This is a genomic window from Ottowia sp., from assembly GCF_046348305.1.
Classification (GTDB): domain Bacteria; phylum Pseudomonadota; class Gammaproteobacteria; order Burkholderiales; family Burkholderiaceae_C; genus Ottowia.
Genome location: NZ_JAXMEM010000003.1, coordinates 778,352 through 800,580 on the forward strand (window position 1 = coordinate 778,352; position 22,229 = coordinate 800,580).

Annotated in this window: 22 protein-coding genes; 16 read left to right on the forward strand and 6 right to left on the reverse strand. The window is 69.4% G+C overall.

The features are described 5' to 3' along the window. Window positions 1-86 precede the first annotated feature (86 nt). From U1F38_RS03730 to U1F38_RS03745, 4 genes are all read left to right on the forward strand, one after another. The gene (locus U1F38_RS03730; RefSeq protein ID WP_409985692.1) at window positions 87-581 is read left to right on the forward strand and encodes a MarR family winged helix-turn-helix transcriptional regulator; all 495 of its coding nucleotides are present in this window, start codon (window positions 87-89) and stop codon (window positions 579-581) included. Continuing rightward, window positions 578-2,029 (forward strand): efflux transporter outer membrane subunit, encoded by a 1,452-nt coding sequence (locus U1F38_RS03735; RefSeq protein ID WP_409985693.1) that lies wholly within the window; start codon window positions 578-580, stop codon window positions 2,027-2,029. The genes U1F38_RS03730 and U1F38_RS03735 overlap by 4 nt, the downstream gene beginning before the upstream one ends. A 100-nt stretch (window positions 2,030-2,129) precedes the next feature. Next, the gene (locus U1F38_RS03740; RefSeq protein WP_409985694.1) at window positions 2,130-3,329 is read left to right on the forward strand and encodes an efflux RND transporter periplasmic adaptor subunit; all 1,200 of its coding nucleotides are present in this window, start codon (window positions 2,130-2,132) and stop codon (window positions 3,327-3,329) included. Window positions 3,330-3,408: 79 nt separating this feature from the next. Beyond that, window positions 3,409-4,959: a DHA2 family efflux MFS transporter permease subunit gene (locus U1F38_RS03745; protein ID WP_409985695.1), complete on the forward strand. Its 1,551-nt coding sequence runs from the start codon at window positions 3,409-3,411 to the stop codon at window positions 4,957-4,959. A 93-nt stretch (window positions 4,960-5,052) separates the two neighbouring features. Here the strand turns inward: U1F38_RS03745 and rsxB are convergent, their stop codons facing one another. Continuing rightward, on the reverse strand, window positions 5,053-5,715 hold the full coding sequence (gene rsxB / locus U1F38_RS03750) for an electron transport complex subunit RsxB (RefSeq protein WP_409985696.1): 663 nt from the start codon (window positions 5,713-5,715) through the stop codon (window positions 5,053-5,055). A gap of 184 nt (window positions 5,716-5,899) precedes the next feature. Then, a complete protein-coding gene (locus U1F38_RS03755; RefSeq protein ID WP_409985697.1) occupies window positions 5,900-7,249 on the reverse strand; it encodes a polyhydroxyalkanoate depolymerase in 1,350 nt (449 codons plus the stop codon). Window positions 7,250-7,432: 183 nt separating this feature from the next. On the opposite strand from U1F38_RS03755, the gene U1F38_RS03760 reads away from it, so the two are divergent. From U1F38_RS03760 to U1F38_RS03770, 3 genes are read left to right on the forward strand one after another with little or no spacing between them, the layout of a single operon-like run. Beyond that, on the forward strand, window positions 7,433-8,239 hold the full coding sequence (locus U1F38_RS03760; protein ID WP_409985698.1) for an MlaE family ABC transporter permease: 807 nt from the start codon (window positions 7,433-7,435) through the stop codon (window positions 8,237-8,239). Window positions 8,240-8,271: 32 nt separating this feature from the next. Further along, entirely contained in the window at window positions 8,272-9,243 is a 972-nt protein-coding gene (locus U1F38_RS03765) for an MlaD family protein (RefSeq protein ID WP_409985699.1), read from the forward strand. Then, window positions 9,240-9,905, forward strand: a complete 666-nt coding sequence (locus tag U1F38_RS03770) for a hypothetical protein (protein WP_409985700.1) — start codon at window positions 9,240-9,242, stop codon at window positions 9,903-9,905. The genes U1F38_RS03765 and U1F38_RS03770 overlap by 4 nt, the downstream gene beginning before the upstream one ends. Before the next feature lie 225 nt (window positions 9,906-10,130). Here the strand turns inward: U1F38_RS03770 and rsgA are convergent, their stop codons facing one another. Next, window positions 10,131-11,264 carry a ribosome small subunit-dependent GTPase A gene (gene rsgA / locus U1F38_RS03775; protein ID WP_409985701.1) on the reverse strand — a complete coding sequence of 378 codons (1,134 nt, stop codon included), beginning with the start codon at window positions 11,262-11,264 and terminating at the stop codon, window positions 10,131-10,133. Further along, window positions 11,261-12,553, reverse strand: coding sequence for a M48 family metallopeptidase (locus tag U1F38_RS03780; RefSeq protein WP_409985798.1), 1,293 nt, complete (start codon window positions 12,551-12,553; stop codon window positions 11,261-11,263). The genes rsgA and U1F38_RS03780 overlap by 4 nt, the downstream gene beginning before the upstream one ends. 104 nt (window positions 12,554-12,657) lie before the next feature. Between U1F38_RS03780 and orn the strand changes: the two genes are divergently transcribed. After that, a complete protein-coding gene (gene orn, locus U1F38_RS03785; RefSeq protein ID WP_409985702.1) occupies window positions 12,658-13,248 on the forward strand; it encodes an oligoribonuclease in 591 nt (196 codons plus the stop codon). 22 nt (window positions 13,249-13,270) lie between these two features. On the opposite strand, the gene U1F38_RS03790 is transcribed toward orn, so the two are convergent. Next, the gene (locus tag U1F38_RS03790) at window positions 13,271-13,975 is read right to left on the reverse strand and encodes a hypothetical protein (RefSeq protein ID WP_409985703.1); all 705 of its coding nucleotides are present in this window, start codon (window positions 13,973-13,975) and stop codon (window positions 13,271-13,273) included. Window positions 13,976-14,198: 223 nt separating this feature from the next. On the opposite strand from U1F38_RS03790, the gene U1F38_RS03795 reads away from it, so the two are divergent. Continuing rightward, window positions 14,199-14,936 carry a pseudouridine synthase gene (locus U1F38_RS03795; RefSeq protein ID WP_409985704.1) on the forward strand — a complete coding sequence of 246 codons (738 nt, stop codon included), beginning with the start codon at window positions 14,199-14,201 and terminating at the stop codon, window positions 14,934-14,936. Window positions 14,937-14,940: 4 nt separating this feature from the next. Here U1F38_RS03795 and U1F38_RS03800 read toward each other — a convergent pair whose 3' ends face one another. Next, window positions 14,941-15,720: an alpha/beta fold hydrolase gene (locus U1F38_RS03800; RefSeq protein WP_409985705.1), complete on the reverse strand. Its 780-nt coding sequence runs from the start codon at window positions 15,718-15,720 to the stop codon at window positions 14,941-14,943. Window positions 15,721-15,824: 104 nt separating this feature from the next. Here U1F38_RS03800 and U1F38_RS03805 point away from each other — a divergent pair, with 104 nt between their 5' ends. The 7 genes from U1F38_RS03805 (at window position 15,825) to glnA (ending at window position 22,146) form a co-directional block, all read left to right on the forward strand. Then, entirely contained in the window at window positions 15,825-16,838 is a 1,014-nt protein-coding gene (locus tag U1F38_RS03805) for a cytochrome D1 domain-containing protein (RefSeq protein WP_409985706.1), read from the forward strand. Between the two features lie 9 nt (window positions 16,839-16,847). Further along, on the forward strand, window positions 16,848-17,648 hold the full coding sequence (locus U1F38_RS03810; protein WP_409985707.1) for a polysaccharide deacetylase family protein: 801 nt from the start codon (window positions 16,848-16,850) through the stop codon (window positions 17,646-17,648). 176 nt (window positions 17,649-17,824) lie between these two features. Continuing rightward, window positions 17,825-18,778 (forward strand): sterol desaturase family protein, encoded by a 954-nt coding sequence (locus tag U1F38_RS03815; RefSeq protein WP_409985708.1) that lies wholly within the window; start codon window positions 17,825-17,827, stop codon window positions 18,776-18,778. Between the two features lie 15 nt (window positions 18,779-18,793). After that, window positions 18,794-19,672, forward strand: a complete 879-nt coding sequence (locus U1F38_RS03820; protein ID WP_409985709.1) for an EI24 domain-containing protein — start codon at window positions 18,794-18,796, stop codon at window positions 19,670-19,672. Beyond that, on the forward strand, window positions 19,662-20,495 hold the full coding sequence (locus U1F38_RS03825; protein ID WP_409985710.1) for a competence/damage-inducible protein A: 834 nt from the start codon (window positions 19,662-19,664) through the stop codon (window positions 20,493-20,495). The genes U1F38_RS03820 and U1F38_RS03825 overlap by 11 nt, the downstream gene beginning before the upstream one ends. Then, window positions 20,492-20,680, forward strand: coding sequence for a hypothetical protein (locus tag U1F38_RS03830; protein ID WP_409985711.1), 189 nt, complete (start codon window positions 20,492-20,494; stop codon window positions 20,678-20,680). The genes U1F38_RS03825 and U1F38_RS03830 overlap by 4 nt, the downstream gene beginning before the upstream one ends. A 50-nt stretch (window positions 20,681-20,730) precedes the next feature. After that, entirely contained in the window at window positions 20,731-22,146 is a 1,416-nt protein-coding gene (gene glnA / locus U1F38_RS03835) for a type I glutamate--ammonia ligase (RefSeq protein ID WP_409985712.1), read from the forward strand. Window positions 22,147-22,229: the final 83 nt, after the last annotated feature.

The window sequence follows — 22,229 nt, forward strand, 5'->3', positions numbered from 1 at the left end:
GGCGACGAAAATTGACTTGACAATGTTTGCATAGGCAAACAATAATCGCGGCCGGTCTGCCCCCGCGTCGGGGCGGGCTCGCCGCCATGCCGCCCTCCGCCATCCAGTCCCTGCCATACGATTCGTCGCGGCCGCTGCGTGCCGAAGACGGGCTGATGTACATGCTGCGCGATGCGCTGCTGGCCGTCTCGCAGTGCGTCAACGAGCGGGCCGACCTGACCGGCTCCACCCTGCCTCAGTGGCTGCCCCTGCACAAGGTGCATGCGGGGCACGCCGACACGGTGGCCGAGCTGGCGCGCGTGTGCACGATCGATACCGGCGCGATGACGCGCCTGCTCGACCGCCTGGAGCGAAAGGGCTTGTGCCAGCGCGTGCGCAGCCAGAGCGACCGGCGCGTGGTGCACATCGAACTGACCCCCGCCGGCGTGGCCGTCGCCGAGCGCGTGCCGCACATCCTGTGCGAGGTCTACAACCAGGTGCTGGCCGGGTTTTCGCCGCAGGAGTGGGAGCAGCTGCGCACGCTGCTGCTGCGCCTGACCGAGGCGGCGCAGAACCTGCTTGCCCACGAGGACGCTTCATGAGTTTTTCACGTTCAAGCGCGCTGGCCGCGGCGCTGTTGGCCGGCTTGCTGTCGGGCTGCGCCGACCTCGGCGGCATTCAGCCGGGCGCCACGGTGCGCGATGCCGCCGCGCTGGGCCTGCCGGCGGCGTCCGCCGACGCCGTCCCTGCTCCCGCGGCCGACTGGTGGACCCAGCTGGGCGATGCACAGCTCGACCGTCTGGTGGCCCAGGCCTTGCAGGACAACCCCAGCCTGCACGTGGCCGCCGCCCGCGTGGCCAAGGCCGACAGCGCCATCGCCATTGCGCAGGCGGCCGATGCGCCGCAGGTCAGCGGCACTTTGGGACTGAACCGCCAGCGCTTCTCGGAAAACTACATCTATCCGCCCCCGCTGGGTGGTTCGGTGCAGAACCTGGGCAACGTGCAGGCTCAGGGCAGTTGGGCGCTGGACTTCTTCGGGCGCAACGCCGGCGCGCTGCAGGCTGCCGTGGGCCAGGCGCGCGCGGCCCAGGCCGAGCAGGGCGCCGCGCGCGTGCTGCTGGCGGCCAACGTGGTGCGCAACTACGTGCAATGGGCGCGGCTGCATGACCAGCGCGAGCTGGCGCAGCAGGCGCTGGCGCAGCGCCAGCAGATGCTGGGGCTGGTGCAGGAGCGCGTGCGCGCTGGCCTGGACAATCAGCTGGAGCTGCGCCAGAACGAGACCGGCCGCGCCGACACGCGCACCCAGATCGCCGCGCTGGAGCAGCAGATCGAGGCCACCGGCAACGCGCTGGCCGCCCTGCTGGGCCAGCCGCGCCTGCCCACCGACGTCACCGTGCCCAGGCTGGCGCAGCTCGGCACGCTGGCCTTGCCGCAACAGCTGGATGCCGACTGGCTGGGCCAGCGCGCCGACATTGCCGCCGCGCGCTGGCGCGTGCAGGCGACGCAAGGCGAGGTGCAGGTGGCGCGTGCGCAGTTCTATCCCAACATCAACCTGGCCGGCTTCGTCGGCCTGCAAAGCCTGGGCTTTGGCAACCTGTTGCACGGCGGCAGCCTGGAGTGGGGCGTGGGCCCGGCGCTTTCGCTGCCGATCTTCGAGGGCGGGCGCCTGCGCGCCAACCTGCGCGGACGCACGGCCGACGTGGACGCCGCCATCGAGAGCTACAACGCCACCGTGATCGACGCCATGCGCGAGGTGGCCGACCAGGCGCTGGCGCTGCGTGCGGTGGCGCGCCAGCAAGGCGAGCAGGCCCACGCCGTGGGTGCCGCCGAGGGCGCGTGGGACATCGCCCGCCAGCGCTACGGCGCCGGGCTGGGCACCTACCTGAACGTGCTGGTGGCCGAGTCCGCCGTGCTGGCGCAGCGCCGCCAGACGGTGGACCTGGCGGCGCAGGCGCTGCTGGCGCAGGTGGGCCTGGCGCAGGCCATGGGCGGAGGCTGGCAGCCGGTGCCCGCGCTCGACACCGAGCCGGTGGCCGCGTCGCGCTCCTGAGATACCGAAGAAAGAAAATCTTATGTCCGATTCATCAGAAACCGGCACCAATAGAGCGCCGACAGCTCCTGAAAGCGAAGCAGCCCCGGCGCAAGCCGCCATGGCTCCCAATGGCTCGCGGCGCAAGCGCCTGCTGCTGGGCCTGACCGCCGTGGTGGTGCTGTGCGGCCTGGCGTGGGGGCTGTATGACCAGCTGGTGCTGGCGCATTTCGAAGAGACCGACAACGCCTACGCGCAGGGCAACGTGGTGCAGATCACGCCGCAGATCGGCGGCACCGTGACGGCGATCTACGCGGACGAAATGGACCGCGTGCAGGCCGGCGCCCCGCTGGTCAAGCTCGATGGTGCCGACGCCCGCATCGCACTGGCGCAGGCCGAGGCCGCGCTGGGGCAGGCGGTGCGCCAGGTGCGCACGCTGTACGTCAACAACGCATCGCTGGCGGCGCAGGTGCGCTTGCGCGAGGCCGATGTTGGCAAGGCGCGCACGCAGCTGGCCAGCGCCGAGCAGGACCTGGCGCGCCGCCAGGGGCTGGCCGGCGGCGGCGCCGTCTCGGGCGAGGAGCTGGCGCATGCCAAGGCGCAGGTGACCGCGGCGCAAAGCACGCTGGCCGCGGCGCAGGCTGCCGTCAGCGCGGCCAGCGAGCAGCGCGCCAGCAACGAGGCGCTGACCGACGGCACGCCGGTGGAGCAGCACCCCAGCGTGCTGGCCGCCGCCGCCAAGGTGCGCGAAGCCTGGCTGTCCGTGCACCGCACTGCGCTGCCGGCGCCGGTGTCCGGCTATGTGGGCAAGCGCACCGTGCAGCTGGGCCAGCGCGTGGCGGCGGGGGCCCCGCTGCTCACCGTGGTGCCGCTGGACGAAGTCTGGGTGGACGCCAACTTCAAGGAAAACCAGCTGCGCCGCATCCGCATCGGCCAGCCGGTGCGGCTGACGGCCGACGCCTACGGGGGCAAGGTGGTGTATGACGGCAAGGTCAGCGGCCTGGGCATCGCCACGGGCGCCGCCTCGGCCCTGCTGCCCGCGCAAAACGCCACCGGCAACTGGATCAAGGTGGTGCAGCGCGTGCCGGTGCGCATCACGCTCGATCCGGCCCAGCTCAAGGAACACCCGCTGCGGGTGGGCCTGTCGATGGAGGCGCGCGTGGACGTGGCCGACCAGAGCGGGCCCGAGCTGGCCGGCGTGGCGCGCCACGAACCGCTGGCGCAGACGCAGGTTTTTGCCGACACCGACGCCGGCGCCGAGCAGCGCGTGCGCCAGATCATCGAGCGCAACCTGGGCCATCGCATGGCCAAGGAATCGTGATTGAATCGACCGCTGGCGCCCATGCAACGGGTGCAAGCAGCTATCAAAATAGTAGTATTCTGCCGATCGATCGCATTCCATGAGCACCCCTCACGTTGCCGCCCATCCGCCGCTGCAGGGCAGCGCGCGCGTGCTGGGCACGCTGGCGCTGTCGGCCGCCACGTTCATGAACGTGCTGGACTCGTCCATCGCCAACGTCTCGCTGCCGGCCATTGCGGGCGACCTGGGCGTGAGCCCGGTGCAGGGCACCTGGGTCATCACCAGCTTTGCGGTGGCCAACGCCATTGCCGTGCCGCTGACGGGCTGGCTGACGCAGCGCGTGGGGCAGGTGCGCCTGTTCATGACCAGCGTGCTCTTGTTCGTGCTCGCGTCCTGGCTGTGCGGCATGGCACCCAACATGCCCATGCTGATCGCGTTTCGCGTGCTGCAGGGCTTTGTGGCGGGGCCGATGATTCCGCTGTCGCAGACGCTGCTGCTGTCCAGCTATCCGCCCGAGAAATCGGGGCTGGCCATGGCCATGTGGTCCATCACCACGCTGGTGGCGCCCGTCATGGGACCGCTCTTGGGCGGCTGGATCACCGACAACATCAGCTGGCCCTGGATCTTCTACATCAACGTGCCGGTGGGCATGGTGGCGGCGGCCCTCACGTGGGCCATTTACCGCGAGCGCGAAACGCCCACGCTGCGCCTGCCGATCGACTTCGTCGGCCTGGCCCTGCTGGTGCTGTGGGTGGGCGCGCTGCAGCTGATGCTGGACAAGGGCAAGGAGCTGGACTGGTTCGCCTCGCCGCAGATCGTCAGCTTTGCCGTCGTCGCGGTGGTGGGCTTTGTTTTCTTCCTGGCCTGGGAGTTGACCGAGCAGCACCCGGTGGTGGATTTGTCGCTGTTTCGACGGCGCAACTTCTGGTCGGGCGCGCTGGCCACGGCGGTTGGATATGGTCTGTTCTTCGGCAACGTGGTCTTGCTGCCCTTGTGGTTGCAGCAGTTCATGGGCTACACCGCCACGCAAGCGGGCATGGTGCTGGCGCCGGTGGGCTTGCTGGCGATCGTGCTCTCGCCGGTGGTGGGCGTGACCATGCACCGGGTCGATCCCCGCCTGTACGTGACGGCGTCGTTCCTGGTGTTTGGCCTGGTGTTCTGGCTGCGCTCGCTGTTCACGGTGGAGACCGACTTCGTCACCATCATGATCCCCACGCTGATCCAGGGCATCGGCATGGCGGGCTTCTTCATCCCGCTGGTCACCATCACGCTGTCGGGCCTGCCCCCGTCGCGCATTGCGGCGGCGGCGGGCCTGTCCAACTTCACGCGCATCACGGCGGGAGCGTTCGGCGTGTCGATCGCCACCACCGCGTGGGAAGACCGCGCCACGCTGCATCACGCGCAATTGGCCGAGCACGTCAACGCCGCCCGCCCGGTGGTGGAACAGACGCTCGGCCAGTTGCAGGCGGGCGGCATGAATCACGAGCAGGCGCTGGGCTTCATCGACCGGCTGGTAACGCAGCAGGCCTACATGATCTCGACGCAGGAGATCTTCTACCTGTCGGCGCTGCTGTTCGTGGGGCTGATTCCGCTGGTGTGGCTGACGCGGCGGGTGCGCGGTGCCGCGGCCGATGCGGGCGGGGCGCACTGACCATCCCGCCCCCAGTCAAGACGCGTTGCACGGTGCGGCGCCCCGTCACTTGGCGGCGGCATCGCCGGCAACGGGCGCGAGCCCAGGCGTGGTTCAGGCGGCGGGACGGTTGCGGCGCGCGCGCGCCAGCGCGGCCTCGATCAACGCGCGCTTGCGCTCGTCGGGCGCGGTGTCAGGGGCGGCGCCCGCGTCCCCTGTGGCTGGCACGGGTGCGCCGCCGGCCTGGGGCGCGTCCGCCAGGCCGGGCGCATGCTGGCGCCGCTGCTGCGTGGCGGCGTAACGCATGCGGGCCGACTCGGCCTGCTCGGCGGACCAGGCGGCCCAGCCGGTGCGCTGGGCGCTGACGTTTTCCATGTGAATGCAGTCCACCGGGCAGGCGGGCACGCACAGCTCGCAGCCGGTGCAGTCGGTCTCGATCACGGTGTGCATGCGCTTGTGCGTGCCGACGATGCAGTCCACCGGGCAGGCGGCGATGCACAGGGTGCAGCCGATGCACCAGTCCTCGTCGATCCAGGCCACGCCGCGCGGGCCCTCCAGGCCGTTGGCCGGGTTGAGCGGCCGCTCGGGCTGGCCGGTCAGGGCCGCCAGTCGCCGCACGCCCTCGGCGCCGCCGGGCGGACATTGGTTGATGGCAGCCGCGCCGTCGGCGATGGCCTGGGCGTAGCCGGCGCAGTCGGGGTAGCCGCAGCGCGTGCACTGCGTTTGCGGCAAGGCGTCCAGCAGGCGCTCGGCCAGGGTTTTGAGGAGGATGGTCAAGGCTGCCGCAGCGCACTGCGCCGCATATTGCCCGTGTTGCGTGAAACCAAAAGAGTCCGTTGGCCGCGGAGCAGGCCGTACAAACGATCGCCGTGGCCGGGATCTCGCCGGACACAGGCGATGCCCCTGTGAGTGGAAATGCGCAACATCGCGCAGCGCGTGGAGCGACGGGGGTGCGGCAGATTCACGCGGCCTTGCGGGCCTCGTTGCCGCGCTTGGCCGCCGGCGCGCCCAGCTTGGTCACGGTGGCAGTGTGGGTGGCGTCGGCCGGCGGCGAGTTTTCGGCAATGAAGGCCTTCACGCGCGGGTACACCTGCTGGCGCCAGCGGCGGCCGCTGAAGATGCCGTAGTGGCCGGCGCCGGGCACCTCGTAGTGTTTGGTCGGCTTGTTCTCGATGCCGGTGCACAGGTCGTGCGCGGCGCGGGTCTGGCCGGAGCCGGAAATGTCGTCGAGCTCGCCCTCGATGGTGAGCAGGGCGGTGTCCTTGATGTCCTGCGGGCGCACGCGCTCGAGCTTGCCCTGGGGCGAGCGCACGTCCCAGGTGCCCTGCATCAGGCTGAAGTCCTGGAACACCGTCTTGATGGTCTCCAGGTAATAGTCGGCGTCCATGTCGAGCACGGCGTTGTACTCGTCGTAGAACTTGCGATGCGTCTCGGCGCTGGACTCGTCGCCGCGCACCAGGTCGCGGAAGTAGTCCCAGTGGCTGGTGGCATGGCGGTCGGGGTTCATGGCCACGAAGCCCGAGTGCTGCATGAAGCCGGGGTACACGCGCCGGCCCGCACCCGGAAAGTTGTGCGGCACGCGGTAGATCACGTTGTTCTCGAACCACGAGAAGCTGCGCTGCGTGGCCAGGTTGTTGACCTGGGTGGGCGAGCGGCGCGCGTCGATGGGGCCGCCCATCATGGTCATGGTCAGCGGCGTGGTCTCACCGCGGCTGGCCATCAGCGAGACGGCGGCCAGCACCGGCACGGTGGGCTGGCACACGCTGACCACGTGGCAGTTGCCGTACTTGGCCTGCAGGTGGCGGATGAACTCCTGCACATAGTTGATGTAGTCGTCCAGGTGGAACTCGCCCTCGGACAGGGGCACCAGGCGGGCGTTTTTCCAGTCGGTGATGTAGACCTTGTGGTCTTGCAGCATCGTGCGCACCGTGTCGCGCAGCAGCGTGGCGTGGTGGCCCGACAGCGGCGCGACGATCAGCACCGGGGGTTGCGTCTTGAGCTTGGTCAAGGTCGCGGGGTCGTCGGAGAAGCGCTTGAAGCGGCGCAGCTCGCAAAACGGCTTGTCGATTTCGATGCGCTCGTCGATCGCCACCTGTACGCCGTCCACCGGCACCTGGCGAATGCCGAACTCGGGCTTTTCATAGTCCTTGCCCAGGCGGTGGAACAGCGCGTAGGAGGCGGCCACGCGCTGCGACATCGGCAACTGGCCAAAGGGCATGTGCGGGTTGTTGAAGAGCTTGGCCGTGGCGTCGGCGATCTCGGCGAAAGGCTCGATGAGGGCGCGCTGCGCTTCGTAGATGTGGTAGAGCATGACGGCAGTCAGAAAGCAAATTGTTGCAATGCAATATAGCGCAGTGCGCAGCGCTTTGCACTGGGTTGCCGGGCCTAAAGCGCGTTGCGGGGGGCGTTTTCGTGATGGAGGCAACACCAACGTCTGTTCGGCACGTCGAGGGCCGTCCAGATGGCGCTGCGCACCCTCGCTATCATCGTCGCCATGATGACACCTGCCACGGCAGTCTCCAACGCGGTGCTCGGGGCCGGGCGCGGCGCTTGGCGCTGGCTGGGCGGCTGGTGGCAGGTGCTGTTCGTGGGCGCGCAACTGGCGGTGCTGACGCTGTCGCCGTCCAGCTGGCGCGGCCACCCGCGCGCGCAGGTGTTGCGCCAGATCGATGAAGCGGCCGCGCCGGGGCTGCCCGGGTTCACCCTGCTGATGGCGCTGTTCAACGTGGTGGTGATCCGCATCGTGGTGGTGACGGCCTTTGCCTACGGGCTCTCGCAGTACGCGCTGGACGCCGTGGTGCGGGTGCTGGTGCTGGAGCTGATCCCGCTGGCCGCGGCGCTGTACGTGGCGGTGGAGTACAGCATCGCCGGCGGCTCGCAGCTGTACAAGTGGCGGCGTGACGGCGGGCCGCAACGCCTGCGCGCCGCCGGCGGGGACCCGCTCGCGCACGAGGTGCTGCCGCGCGTGCTGGGCGCCATGTTCGCGGTGCTGCTGCTGGCCGCGCTCAGTTGCGTCATCTCGCTGGTGCTGACCTACGTGGCGGTGCACGGCTTCACCACGGCCGGCGTGGCCTCGTTCAACCGGGCGGTGGGGCACATCTTCAACCCGGCGGTGACCCTGATCTTCGGCCTGAAGACGCTGCTGTTCGCCGTGGCCGTGTCCTTGCTGCCTGTGGCCAATGCGCTGCGCGACATCGAGCACCGGCCTTCGCGCACCAGCGTGGAGCTGCAAGGGCTGGTGCAGATGCTGGTGCTGATGCTGGGCATCGAGATCGCGTCGCTGGTGGGCAATTACTATTGAGTGGCCCGGACAATCCGTCCGCGCCCGAACCCATGGCCCCTGCCGACCCCGACTCCACCGAAGCGCTGAACGCGCGGCGCCTGCAGTGGCGCGCGCTGCTGCTGCTGCTGATGATGGCGCTGATCCTGGTGGGCAGCGCGCTGTACCTGATGTGGGTGCGCGGCGCCTTCGAGGCCACGCAGCCGCTGTATCTGACCACCGACGATTCCGACGGCGTGTCGGTCGGGATGGACCTGACCTTTGCCGGCTTTCCAATCGGGCGCGTGCGCAAGATCGAGCTGGTGGGCAGCGGCACGGTGCGCATCCAGGTCGATGTGCCGGTGAAAGACGCGCACTGGCTGCGCGTATCCAGCGTCTACACGCTGGAGCGCGGCCTGGTCGGCGCCGCACGGCTGCGGGCGTTCACCGGCATCCCGGACGACGCGCCGCTGGCGGCCGGCGCCGAGCGCGTGGTGCTGCGCGGCGACGTGTCGGCCGAAATACCCAAGATGGTCTCCGACGCGCGCGACGTGCTGCAGAACGTGGCCCAGCTCACGGCCGACGATGGCGCCCTGGGCCAGACCCTGGTCGAGCTCAAGACCTTCAGCGGGCGCCTGAACAACGCGCAGGGCGGATTGGTGGGCGCGCTGACCGGCAACGCCGCCGACGCGCGCCGCGTGGGCGATTTGCTGGTGCAGGCCAACCAGGTGCTGCGGCGCGTGGATGCCGCCGTCGGCAAGGCCGACCAGCAGTTGCTGGGCCGCGAGGGCCTGGTGGCGGACACGCAAGCCACGGTGCGCCAGCTGAATGGCCTGTTGCAGGACGTGCGCCAGAGCGTGCAGAAGGTGGACGCGGTGCTCAAGGAGGTGCAGGGCGTGGCCGGCAATGCGCGCGAGGCCACGGTCAATCTGGGCGATTTGCGCGCCGACGTTGAATCCAGCCTTGGCAAGATCGACGCGCTGATCACCGAGCTGAACCGCAAGTGGCCATTTGCTCCCAGGCAGCAAGAGGTGACGCTGCCATGAAGCGGCGCTGGTTTGCTATTGCTGTGATAGCTGCCTGCGCTTTGTCGGCGTGCGCTGGAGGCCAGAAAGTACCGGATTGGAGCGTCAACGCCGTCGGTCACGTTGAGCGCTTTGCGGCGGCGTATTTGCGCGGCGACAGCCGCGTGGCCGGGCGTGAATTCCATCTGGCGCGCGCCGAGACGGCGCGCACCGGCCGCCCGGACCTGGTGGCGCGCGTCGAGCTCAATCGCTGCGCCGTGCAGGTCGCCAGCCTGGACTTCGTGCCATGCAGCGGCTTTGACGCGGTGGCGGTGGACGCCACGCAGGCCGAGCGCGCCTACGCCCGCTATCTGGCGGGCCAGGCCCGCGCAGCCGATGTTGCCCTGTTGCCTGCGCAGCACCGGGCCGTCGCGATGGGCGGTGGCGGTGTTGCCGGCATCGATGATCCGCTGGCGCGCCTGATCTCTGCCGCCGTGATGCTGCGTCAGCAGCACGCCGATCCGGCGCTGGTCGCGCTGGCCGTGGACACCGCCTCCGGCCAGGGCTGGCGCCGGCCGCTGTTGGCCTGGCTGGGCGTGCAGCGACAACTGGCCGAGGCGCGCGGCGATGCGGCCGAGGCGGCGCGCGTGCAGCGCCGCTTGGATCTGGTCGCGCCGGCCGACGGCCAGCCGGCGCGCCATTGAGCCATCGCACCCGGCCGAGCCCGCGGCGCGGGACGGGCGATCCGGCGCGGCCTGCGGCGAAACGGTGACATTCCAAGCGCTTGCGCTGGACACCGGCTGACATGGGCATCGGCATGTGCCCACTGGCAGATGGCGTGCATTCCGACGGACGCCGGCGGCAAGCGCTCCGGCTCGGGTGTTCGCAAGCCCGGCACTTGAGCGCGCCGGTTCGAGACAGCGGGCCGGTCATCGATGGACCGCGCTGATTTCGGCAAACAATTCGCTATAAATTTTGTATCTTCTTGCGCTGATCGGGTGCGGGCCATAAGCTGATTTGACTGCGGAAATCACGCCGCAGCCCGGCTCGTGCAGGTGCGTGCAGTTGTAGAAGCGGCACTCGGCCACGTGGGGCTTGATGTCGGGCATGTAGGCGGCCAGCTGCATCGGGTCGATGTGGCGCAGGCCGAATTCCTGAAATCCGGGCGAGTCGATCAGCGCGCTGCGCTGTGCGCGATCCAGCCAGTACCAGGTGGTTGCGGTGGTCGTGTGACGGCCGGTGTTCAGCGCCTGCGAGAGCTCGCCCGTGGCCGCCTGGGCGCCGGGCACCAGGCGGTTGATCAGCGTGCTCTTGCCGGCGCCCGAGGGGCCCAGGATCAGCGTGGCGCGGCCACGCAGGCGCTGGGCCAGCACCGCCATGCCGTCGTCGGGCACGCTGTTGGCTCCCTCTCCCGCCCGCGGGAGAGGGTTGGGGTGAGGGTGCAGCGGTGCTTCGCGTCCATCGCCGTCGTCCCTCACCCCAGCCGGTGCGGGCGGCGAGACGCCGCCGCTCTTCAGGCCGTCCAGTTCCGCGCAGGCGGAACTGGAGCCGCGGCCTTCAGCCCCAGAGGGGCGAGCGAGCGAGGCCTTGGCGCAGATCGCCAGCACCGCATACCCCATGGCCCGATACGGCGCCAGGCGCTGCCAGGCGCGGGCAAAGGGCGCTTGCAGGTCGGCCTTGTTCAGCACGATCAGCGGCTCGATGTGCGCGCACTCGCAGGCGATCAGCGCGCGCGCCAGCTGGTGCTCGGAGAATTCGGGCTCGGCGGCCAGCAGGATCAGCACTTGGTCCAGGTTGGCGGCAAAGGACTTGGTGCGCAGCTCGTCCTGGCGGTACAGCCAGTTGCGCCGGGGCAGGGTGCGCTCGACGGTGCCCTCGTCCTGCGAGGGCAGCCACTGCACGCGGTCGCCCACCACCACCTCCAGCTTCTTGCCGCGCGGATGGCAGCGCACGCGCGCGCCGCTGTCGGTTTCGACCACGCAGTGGCGCCCGTGGGCGGACACGACCAGGCCCTCGAGCAGTTCGCCGGGCGCTGCGGCGGGGGGGCGCGGGCGCCGGCTCAAGCGGCAGGCACCCGGGCGCCCAGGTGGGCGATGCGCTCGCTGGCCGGCGGGTGCGAGTAGTAAAAGCGCACGTACAGCGGGTCGGGCGTGAGCGTGCTGGCGTTGTCCTTGTACAGCTTGACCAGCGCGTCGCACAGCGCCTGCGCGCTGGACTGGCGGGCGGCGTAGGCGTCGGCCTGAAACTCGTGCCGGCGCGAGAGCGTGGCGGCCAGCGGCGAGACAAAGAACGTGAACACCGGCACCACGCCCACGAACAGCAGCAGCGCCAGCGCGTGGTTGGGCACCGCCCCGCCCATGCTCGCCGGCAGGTTGGGCGTGACGCCCAGGCCGGCGTAAAACCAGCTTTGCCCCGCCAGCCAGCCCAGCAGGGCCAGGCCCGCCAGGCTGAGCGCAAACAGCATGACGATGCGCTGCACGATGTGCCGGTGCTTGAAGTGGCCCAGCTCGTGCGCCAGCACGGCCTCCACCTCGGGCGGGTTCAGCTGCGTGAGCAGCGTGTCGAAAAACACCACCCGCTTGGCCGCGCCAAAGCCGGTGAAGTAGGCGTTGGCGTGCGCGCTGCGCCGGCTGCCGTCCATCACGAACAAGCCCTTGGCGGCAAAGCCGCAGCGCGCCATCAGGCTGGCCACGCGCTCGCGCAGCGCCGCGTCCTGCAGCGGCTCGAATTTGTTGAACAGCGGGGCGATCAGCGTCGGGTAGAGCACCAGCATGAGCAGCGAAAACGCCATCCAGGCGCCCCAGGTCCACAGCCACCAGGCATCGCCCGTGGCCTGCATCAGCCACAGCACGCCGGCAGCCAGCGGCACGCCGATGACGACGCCCAGCGCGACCGACTTGAGCAGGTCGGCCCACCACAGCCGCGCGCTCATGCGGTTGAAGCCGAAGCGCTGCTCGATGACGAAGGTTTGCCACCCGCTCGCCGGCAGTTCGATCAGACCATTGATGAGCGCAAAGGCCACCAACAGCGCCAGCGGCTGCACCAGGGGGCGCGGGCCCAGCCAGTCCAGCAGCGCGCCGTTGAGCGCGTCCAGCCCGCCCAGCAGCGTCCAGCCCAGCAGCACGGCGGCGCCCAGCAGCAGCTCCAGCAGGCCAAAGCGCAGGCGCGCCACCGTGTAGTCGGCCGCGCGCTGGTGGGTGCCCAGCGCGATCGCGCCGGCAAACTCGGCCGGCACGGCGCCGCGGTGGCGCGCCACGGCGCGGATCTGGCGCGAGGCCAGCCACAGCTTGGTCAGCACGTTCAGCAGCAGCGCGGCGCCGAACGCGAGGGTGGTCAGATAGGCGGCAGGCAGATCGATCAAGGAGCGGGCTCGCAAAGCAGGGTTCAGCCACGCAGTGTAGGGCCGCGCGCGCGGATGGGGGCGCATGGGCGCCGCGCCCGTGGACAATCCGGGGCATGACTGAAACCGCCCAAGCCCCCGAAGCCAGCGTCCAACTGGCCAAGTCCGAGCAGAACCTCGTCTGGCTCGACTGCGAGATGACCGGACTGGACCCGGAGAAGGAACGCATCATCGAAATTGCCGTGATCGTCACCGGCCCGCAACTGACGCCGCGCGTCGAAGGCCCGGTGCTGGTGATCCACCAAGGCGATGCGGTGCTGGACGCCATGGACAGCTGGAACCAGGGCACCCACGGGCGCAGCGGCCTGACCGACCGGGTCAAGGCGTCCACGCTGACCGAGGCGCAGGCCGAGGACCAGGTGCTGGCGTTCTTGCAGCGCTACGTCGGCAAGGGGCAGTCACCCCTGTGCGGCAACACGATTGGCCAGGACCGGCGCTTTCTGGTCAAGTACATGCCCCGGCTGGAGGCGTTTTTTCACTATCGCAACATCGACGTCAGCACGCTCAAGGAGCTGGCGCGGCGCTGGCGCCCCGAGGTGATGCAGGCCTTCAAGAAGCGGCAACTGCACACGGCGCTGGCCGACGTGCACGAGTCGATCGACGAGCTGGAGCACTACCGGCGCGAGTTCATCCGCCTGGTTGATTGAGCGCCGGGGGCGTGGGGCGGCGTCAGCGCAGCGTCGTGCGGGAGTCGTCCAGCGGCACCGGAAACGAGTCGGGCTGACCCCAGTCGGTGATGCGTGAGGCGCCGTCGCCGGCCTCGAGCGGCGCCATCTGCGAGCGGCGGTCGCTGCGTTTGCGATCCAGCGTCTCGACCAGGTTGTCGCGCGCCGTTCTCAGCTCATCGGGCTCGGTCGTCGCGGGCGGCTGCGTGCCGTCGGCGCCGTGGCCCAGAAACTCCGCGCGGATCGCCCAAGGCTCGGGCAGGGTATCGGCTGTCAGCACCCAATAGCCGACGCGACACTGCGACAGCAGCGTTTGCTTGAGTTGGCGGTTGCCGCGCGAGAGCTTGCGCGCGCCGATCACGTCCACGCAGCCGACGGCGCGGCCTCGGTTGTCGCACAGGGTAAAGGTGCAATACAGCCCGCCCAACATGGCAAACAGGTCATTGGCCGCAGCCGGGTCGCGCGGCATGGAAAAGCGCGTCAGTGGCAGCTTGACCATGATGGCGTGCTCGGGGAAAACCTGGCGCAGCCAGTGCCAGATCGGCAACTCGCCGCGGCCCAGCATCGGGCGTGGCTGCACCGCCACCGCCTGCGGCGCGCGGCGCGCCTTTTGCCGCCCGGCGGCTGCCTGCCGCGACAGCCACACCGCGCCCAGCGCGGCAGCTGCCAGCAGCAGGCCCAGCCCCAACCCTTGCCCCAACGCGTTCATCGTGTTTTTCCCTGAGCAGATCGCCGTTGCCGGCTTGTTTTTTTATGCATGTCCGCCGAGTAATCAGCGTGTTGCAACTTTAGACTGACTTTGGTGTGCCGCAAAGGCGAGACAGTCGCTTGGCGTGGACGAAAATCCGGTCATCTGCATAGAAAGTCACAATTGGATGCAGGTCAAGGCGGGGGCCGTGAGGCCCTGCGCCCAAGTGGCGCAAAGGTGAGCGATGCGTTTGGACGATTTGCTGTTTTCACAGGGCTTCGGCACGCGGCGCGTGTGCGCCGGGCTGATCGAGCGCGGCCTGGTCAGCGTGGGCGGGCAGCCCTGCACCGATGCGGGCGCGCGCATGGATGTCGCCGACCCGGGCTTCGCCTTTGCCGTGCAAGGCGCCACGTGGCCATACCGCGAACGTGCCTACCTGATGCTGCACAAGCCGGCCGGCACCGAGTGCTCGCACCGCCCCGGCGCCTGGCCCAGCATCTACACCCTGCTGCCCGCGCCGCTGCGCCAGCGCCCCGCGCCCGGCAAGGTGCAGGGCGTGCAGGCCGTGGGCCGGCTGGACCAGGACACCACGGGCCTGCTGCTGCTGTCCGACGACGGCGCCTTCATCCACCGCATGAACGCGCCGCGCCGCCACGTGCCCAAGGTGTACGAGGTGACGACCAAGCACCCGCTGGACGAGCGCCAGCTGCAGCGCCTGCGTGCCGGCGTGGTGCTGGACGACGACCCGCGCCCGGTGCGTGCCTTTGCTGCCGAGGCCGTCGCCGAGCACCAGCTGCGCCTGACCCTGACCGAGGGCAAGTACCACCAGGTCAAGCGCATGGTGGCGGCGGTGGGCAACCGCGTCGAGGCGCTGCATCGCTCGCGCATCGGGGGGCTGGCGTTGCCCCACGACCTGGCGCCGGGGCAGTGGCGCTGGCTGGGCGAGGGCGATCTGGCCTTGCTGGCGCCGCCGCCCGCGTGATGGCTCAGGCGATGCTGTCCAGAAACGCCGCAATCGCCGCGTTGACCGCTGAGGGCTGGTCGCGGTGCGGCGAGTGGCCGCAGGCGGGCACTTCCAGCAGCCGGGCATGCGGCGCGGCGCGCTGCAGGTCGTGGATTTGCGCCAGCGTGCCGTATTCGTCGTCCAGGCCCTGGATGGCCAGCAGGGGCGCGGTGATGGCGCGGCATTCGTCGCGGATGTCGAAGGCGCGGAACGCGGGGCTCAGCCAGATGTCGTTCCACTGCCAGAAAGCGCCGTCCACGTCGGCGTGAAAGCGCGCCAGGCGCTGGCGCAGGGGCCCGTGCTGGTAGGCCTGGCGGGCCTGCTCGATGGAGCGCACCGAGACGTCTTCGACCATCAGGTGGGGGGCCATCACTACGCAGGCGGCCACCGGGTGGTGCGCCGCGTGGATCAGCGCGATGGTGGCGCCGTCGGAGTGGCCCACCAGCACCGGGCGTTCGAGGCCCAGCGCCGCCAGCAGGCGCGGCAGCACGTGCAGCGCCTCGCGGTGCATGTAGTCGGGTTGCAGGCGGCCGGCGCCGCGCACGTTGGGCACGGCGCTCGACTGGCCGTAGCCGCGGCGCGAATACACCCAGCCGGCGCGCCCGGTGGCGGCGCACAGGCTGGCCGGCCAGTCGCGCCACAGGGCGATGGAGCCCAGGCCCTCGTGCAAAAACACCAGCGGCGCGCGGCCGGCCGGGCTGCCTGCGGGCGCCGCGATGGCGGCCACCTCGAGCCGGACGCCGTCGATGTCGATTGCTTGCATGGAGCAATGTTAGGGGAACTTGCCGCGCCACGGCGTACACTCACGCGCGCCTGAATTCAGGACTGTGGCGGCGCGATTGTGCAAAGGCGACTTCTGTGACTGCGATGCGTGATGATCGATGGGCCCAACTGACGCGCCGGCGCCTGCTGGCGCTGGGCCTGGGCGCCGGTGCGGCCGCGGCCCATGCCCAATCCCGGCCCGTCCCGCGCGCGCCCATTTTCGTGCTCAATTCGCTGGACGGCAACGTGAGCGTGATCGACGGCACACGCTTTGTCGAGCTGGCACGCATTCCCACCGGCCGCGAGCCGCACCACCTGTACATGACGCCCGATGAAAAATCGGTCATCGTGGCCAACGCCGGCAGCGACTCGCTCACCTTCATCGACCCGCACACGGCCCAGGTGCAGCGCACGCTGCGCGGCATGATCGATCCCTACCAGTTGCGCTTTTCGCCCGACATGCGCTGGTTCGTCACGGCGGCCAACCGCCTGAACCACATCGACCTGTACCGCTGGGACGGCGAAAACCCCACGCTGGTCAAGCGCATCCCGACCGGCCGCACGCCCAGCCACCTGTGGATCGACAGCCGCAGCACCACGGTGTACTCCAGCATGCAGGACAGCGACGAGCTGGTGGCGATCGACCTGGCCACGCAAACGCTGGTGCATCGCGTCCAGACCGGGCCCATGCCCGCCGACGTGTTCGGCACGCCCGACGACCGCCACCTGCTGGTGGGCCTGACCGGCGGCACCGGCGTGCAGGTGTTCGACATCGAAGGGGGCAAGGCACCCAAGCTGGTGGGGCAGATCGCCTCGGGCAAGGGCGCGCACGCCTTTCGGGCCATGGGCGACCGGCGGCACGTGCTGGTCAGCAACCGGGTGGCCAACACCATCAGCCAGATCGACTACACGCGCATGGCGGTGGTGGCCGACTTTCCGGCACCTTCGGGGCCCGACTGCATGGATGTGTCGGCCGATGGCACGCTGATCATGGTGGGCTCGCGCTGGGCCGGCAAGCTCACGCTGATCGACGTCGCCCAGCGCCGCGTGGTGTACCAGGTCAAGGTGGGCAAGTCGCCGCATGGGGTGTGGACGCTGGATCACGCGGGACGGGTTTGAAGCATTTCCATGCAACGCCGCAACGCTCTTGGTTTGATAGCTGCTGGCGCCCTGTCCACGGGGGCCAGGGCGCAAGTTCGTTCGCAAACCTGCGACGCGCCGGTGTACCTCACCTTCGACACCGGCCACATGGGCATTGCCAACCTGGTGGCCGATGTGCTGCGCCGCCAGCAGGTTCGCGTGACATTTTTTTCCGCCAACGAGCGCACGCAGGAGGGCGATGGCAGCCTCAGCCGCTACTGGGGCCCGTGGTGGAAGGCGCGCGCCGCCGAGGGGCACGAGCTGGCCTCGCACACCTGGGACCACGCCTATTGGCGCGGCGACTTGCCGGGGCGCGAGCCGCGCTTTCGCATTCGCCCCTCCGCGGGCGCGTTTGCCGGGCGCGAGTTCACCTGGACGGCTGCGCAGTACTGCGCCAACATCGAGCAGGCCAGCGAGCGCCTGGCCTACTACAGCGGCAAGAAGACGCTGCCGCTGTTTCGCGCGCCGGGCGGCAAGACCTCGCCGCGCCTGCTGGCCGCGGCCGAAGCGTGCGGCTACAAGCACGTCGGCTGGTCGCCCGCCGGCTTTCTGGGCGACGAGCTGCCCAGCGACAAATACCCCAACGCCCTGCTGCTGGAGCGAGCGCTCAAGCACATCCGCGCCGGCGACATCCTGCTGGCCCACCTGGGCATCTGGTCGCGCCAGGACCCCTGGGCCCCGGCCGACCTGGAGCCGCTGATTGAAGGCCTGAAGGCGCGCGGCTTTTGCTTTCGCACCCTGCGCGAGCACCCGGACTACGCGCCCTGGATCGCGCAACATGGCGGTTGAGATGAAACACCCCCAGTCTCCACTCGCTGCGCGATGTTTCGCCCACCCCAAGGGGGCATCGCCTGTGGGCGGGCCAAGCCCTTCCACGGCGATCGCTGGCGTGGCCTGCTCCGCGGCCATTGGGCTCTTTGCGTTTCATCGGCTGCGGGTGGCGCGCAGCGCCATGGACAACTGAGATGACCCCCGCCGACCTGTTTGCCGCCGCCCAGCAGTGGCTGTTCGAGTCGCTGATCGAACCCACGGCCTTTGCCCTGGGCCTGGGCAACCTGCTGGAGGACGGCTTCGTCGCCGCCGGCTGGGTGCTGGTGGGCTTGCTGCAGGTGGCCACCTTGCTGCTGTTGATCGGCCCGGCCCAGCGGCGCTGGCCGGCCGAGCCGGTGGTGGACCGCGCCGCCGTGCGCGTGGACGTGCTCTACACCCTGCTGCACCGCCTGGGCCTGTTCAAGCTGGCGATGTTCTTTACCGTCGAGGCCTGGCTCACCCAAGGCATCGGCGTTCTGCGCGCGCACGGCATGCCCACGCTGCAACTGGACCAGCTGTGGCCCGACGTGACCGACCGCGCGCTGGTCAGCTTTGCGATCTATCTGGTGGTGTTCGACTTCATCGGCTACTGGGTGCACCGCGCCCAGCACCAGTGGGAATGGTGGTGGCGCCTGCACGCCGTGCACCACTCGCAGCGCCAGATGACGATGTGGAGCGACGACCGCAACCACCTGCTGGACAGCGCGCTGACCGACGCCATCTTCGTCGTCGTGGCGATCGCCATCGGCGTGGCGCCCTCGCAGTTCGTGTGGCTGGTGGCCGTGACGCAGCTGATGCAAAGCCTGCAACACGCCAATCTGCGTTGCCACTTCGGCCGCTTGGGCGAGCGCCTGCTGGTCAGCCCGCGCTTTCACCGGCGCCACCATGCCATCGGCCTGGGGCACGAGGTCGGCACCCACGGGTCCTTGCGAGGCGTCAACTTCGGGGTGCTGCTGCCTTGGTGGGACGCAGCTTTCGACTCGGTCGACTTCGGCGCGCGGCTGGAGCCCACCGGCATCCGCGACCAGGTCGAGCAGGGGCGCGACTATGGGCGCGGGTTCTGGGCGCAGCAGTGGCTGGGCCTCAAGCGCCTGGCCGGTTTGGCCTGACGTATTCTTGCGTCCATGAATCTGCTGCTCGATTCGTTCTGGCGCGCCGCGGCCTACTGCCTGCACCCGCGCGTGATCCTGCTGTCGCTGCTGCCGCTGGCCATCATGCTGGCGGTCAGCGCGGCGCTGGGCTACTTTTTCTGGGGTGCGGCGGTGGCGGCGATTGCCGCGTGGCTGGACGCGTCCAGCGTCTGGGCCGTGGTGTCGGGCTGGCTGGTGCAACTGGGCGCGGGCAACGTGCGCGGCATCATGGCGCCGCTGCTGCTGGTGCTGGCCGTCACGCCGCTGGTCGTGGTGGGCGCGCTGCTGCTGGTGGCGCTGTTGATGACGCCGGCCGTGCTGCGCCTGGTGGCCGAGCGGCGCTTTCCGGCGCTTGAGCGGCGCGGCGCCAACTCGATGCTGGGTGCCGCGCTGTGGTCGCTGGGGCACACGGTGCTGGCGCTGCTGGCGCTGGTGCTGTCGCTGCCGCTGTGGCTGGTGCCGCCGCTGATCCTGATCGTGCCGCCGCTGATCTGGGGCTGGCTGAACTACCGCGTGATGAGCCACGACGCCCTGGACATGCACGCCACGCGGGACGAGCGCCGCACCCTCTTGCGCCAGCACCGCATGCCGCTTTTGGCCATCGGCGTCATTTGCGGCTACCTGGGTGCGGCGCCGGCGGTGGTGTGGGCCTCGTTCACGTTGTTTGCCGTGGCCTTTCCGCTGCTGCTGCCGCTGGGGCTGTGGATTTACACGCTGGTGTTCGCGTTTTCGGCGCTGTGGTTCACGCACTACGGCCTGGCGGCCTTGCAGGCGCTGCGCCAGGGCGCGCCCGCGGCGCCGCAATGGAGCGTGATCGAGCCGGTGCTGAAGCCTGAAAACGCCGTCATGCCGGCCTTGCCCCATGAACCCTGAAAGCGCCCGGCCCGCGTTTGGCCTGATCATTGTCGGCGACGAAATCCTCTCGGGCCGGCGTGCCGACAAGCACCTGCCCCGGGTGATTGAACTGCTGGGCGCGCGCGGCCTTCAGCTCAGCTGGGCCGAATACGTGGGCGACGAGCCGGCGCGCATCACCGCCGTGCTGCGGCGCGCCTTGGCCAGTGGCGACGTGGTGTTTTGCACCGGTGGCATCGGCGCCACGCCCGACGACCACACCCGCCCCTGCGCCGCCGCCGCGCTGGGTGTGCCCCTGGCGCTGCACCCCGAGGCCAAGGCCCTGATCCAGGCGCGCATGCAGGACACCGCGCGCGAGCGCGGCGAGCCCTACGAGCCCGAGCGCCCCGACAACCTGCACCGGCTGAACATGGGCGTGTTTCCGCAGGGCGCCACGCTGATTCCCAATCCTTACAACAAGATTCCGGGGTTTTCCTGCACCGGGCCTGCGGGAGGCGCTATCTATTTCACACCGGGGTTCCCGGTCATGGCCTGGCCGATGATCGAGTGGGTGCTCGATACAAACTATCGCCACTGGTTCAGCGCCGGCACCTGGCAGGAGCGCTCGGTCATCATCCTGGGCGCCTTGGAAGGCACGCTGACGCCCGTGATGCAGCGGGTGGAGGCCGCGCACCCGCAGGTCAAGGTGTTCAGCCTGCCCAGCGTGGACCACCCGCAGTACGGCGCCCACATCGACCTGGGCGTCAAGGGCACGCCCGATGCCGTGGCGCCGGCCTATGCCGACCTGCGCCGCTGGCTGGGGCCCTTTGGCCTGCGCTATGGCCCCGAAATCGTGCGGCCATGACGCGCACCATCCTGGAGCCTGCTGGCGTGTGCACCGAATGGGTGCGCATCAAAATGGTGCGCCAGCGGATGCACGGTGCCTTGTCTTGCGCACAGCGGCGCACCAAAGCAGGCGAGAATGCGCGTCGGCAGGGTTGCTGCGCTGCCATTCGCATGGGTTTCGGCGCTGGCATGAAACCTGCATGAATCATCAGGACCCTTTTCAAGACTACCCCCCCCAACCGGAGAACCCCAAGATGGCCAAGTCCGTCGCCGATGTCATGACGCTCGTCAAGGATGCCGAGTGCAAGTTCGTAGATTTCCGCTTTACCGACACGCGCGGCAAGGAACAGCACGTGAGCGTGCCGGTGTCGCACTTCGACGAGGACAAGTTCAGCGACGGCCACGCCTTCGACGGCTCGTCCATCGCCGGCTGGAAGGGCATCGAGGCCTCCGACATGCTGCTGATGCCCGACCCGGCCACGGCGCACATCGACCCGTTCTACGAAGAACCCACCCTGGTGCTGACCTGCGACGTGCTGGAGCCGGGCGACGGCAAGGCCTATGAGCGCGACCCGCGCTCGCTGGCGCGCCGCGCCGAGGCCTACCTCAAGGCCAGCGGCATCGGCGACACGGCCTTCTTCGGCCCCGAGCCCGAGTTCTTCGTGTTCGACCAGGTGCGCTGGAGCACCGAGCCGGGCCACAGCTTCTATCAGATCGAGGAGTACGAGGCGCCCTGGAACAGCGGCGCCAAGCTGGAAGGCGGAAACCGCGGCCACCGCCCGACCACCAAGGGCGGCTACTTCCCGGTGGCGCCGGTCGACAGCACGCACGACATGCGCGCCGAGATGGCGTTGGTGCTCGAAGAAATGGGCATTCCGGTCGAGGTGTTCCACCACGAGGTGGCCGGCGCCGGCCAGATGGAGCTGGGCACCAAGTTCAGCACCCTGGTCGAGCGCGCCGACTGGACGCAGCGCTTGAAGCACGTGGTGTGGAACGTCGCCGACCGCTACGGCAAGACGGCCACCTTCATGCCCAAGCCCTACCACGGCGACAACGGCAGCGGCATGCACGTGCACCAGTCGATCTGGAAGGGCGGCAAGAACCTGTTTGCCGGCAACGGCTACGCCGGCCTGTCGGAGACGGCGCTGTTCTACATCGGCGGCATCATCAAGCACGCGCGCGCGCTCAACGCCATCACCAACCCCACCACCAACAGCTACAAGCGCCTGGTGCCGCACTTCGAGGCCCCCGTCAAGCTGGCCTACTCCAGCCGCAACCGCTCGGCCTCCATCCGCATTCCGCACGTGATGAGCGACAAGGCGCGCCGCATCGAGGCGCGCTTCCCCGATCCCATGGCCAACCCCTACCTGTGCTTTGCCGCGCTGCTGATGGCGGGCCTGGACGGCATCGAAAACAAGATCCACCCCGGCGAGGCCGCCACCAAGGACCTGTACCACCTGCCGCCCGAGGAAGATAAGCTGGTGCCCACCGTGTGCCACAGCCTGGACCAGGCGCTGGAAGAGCTGGACAAGGACCGCGCCTTCCTCACGCGCGGCGGCGTGTTTTCCGACGGCCTGCTGGACGCCTACATCGAGCTGAAGATGAGCGAAGTCACGCGCATCCGCATGCAGGTCAATCCGGCCGAATACGACATGTACTACTCGTTGTAATCCGGGCACAGCATGCCAAAAAGGCGGCCTGGGCCGCCTTTTTTCATGCGGGCGGGGGAACGCAATGGCGTCGGCGCACTCAA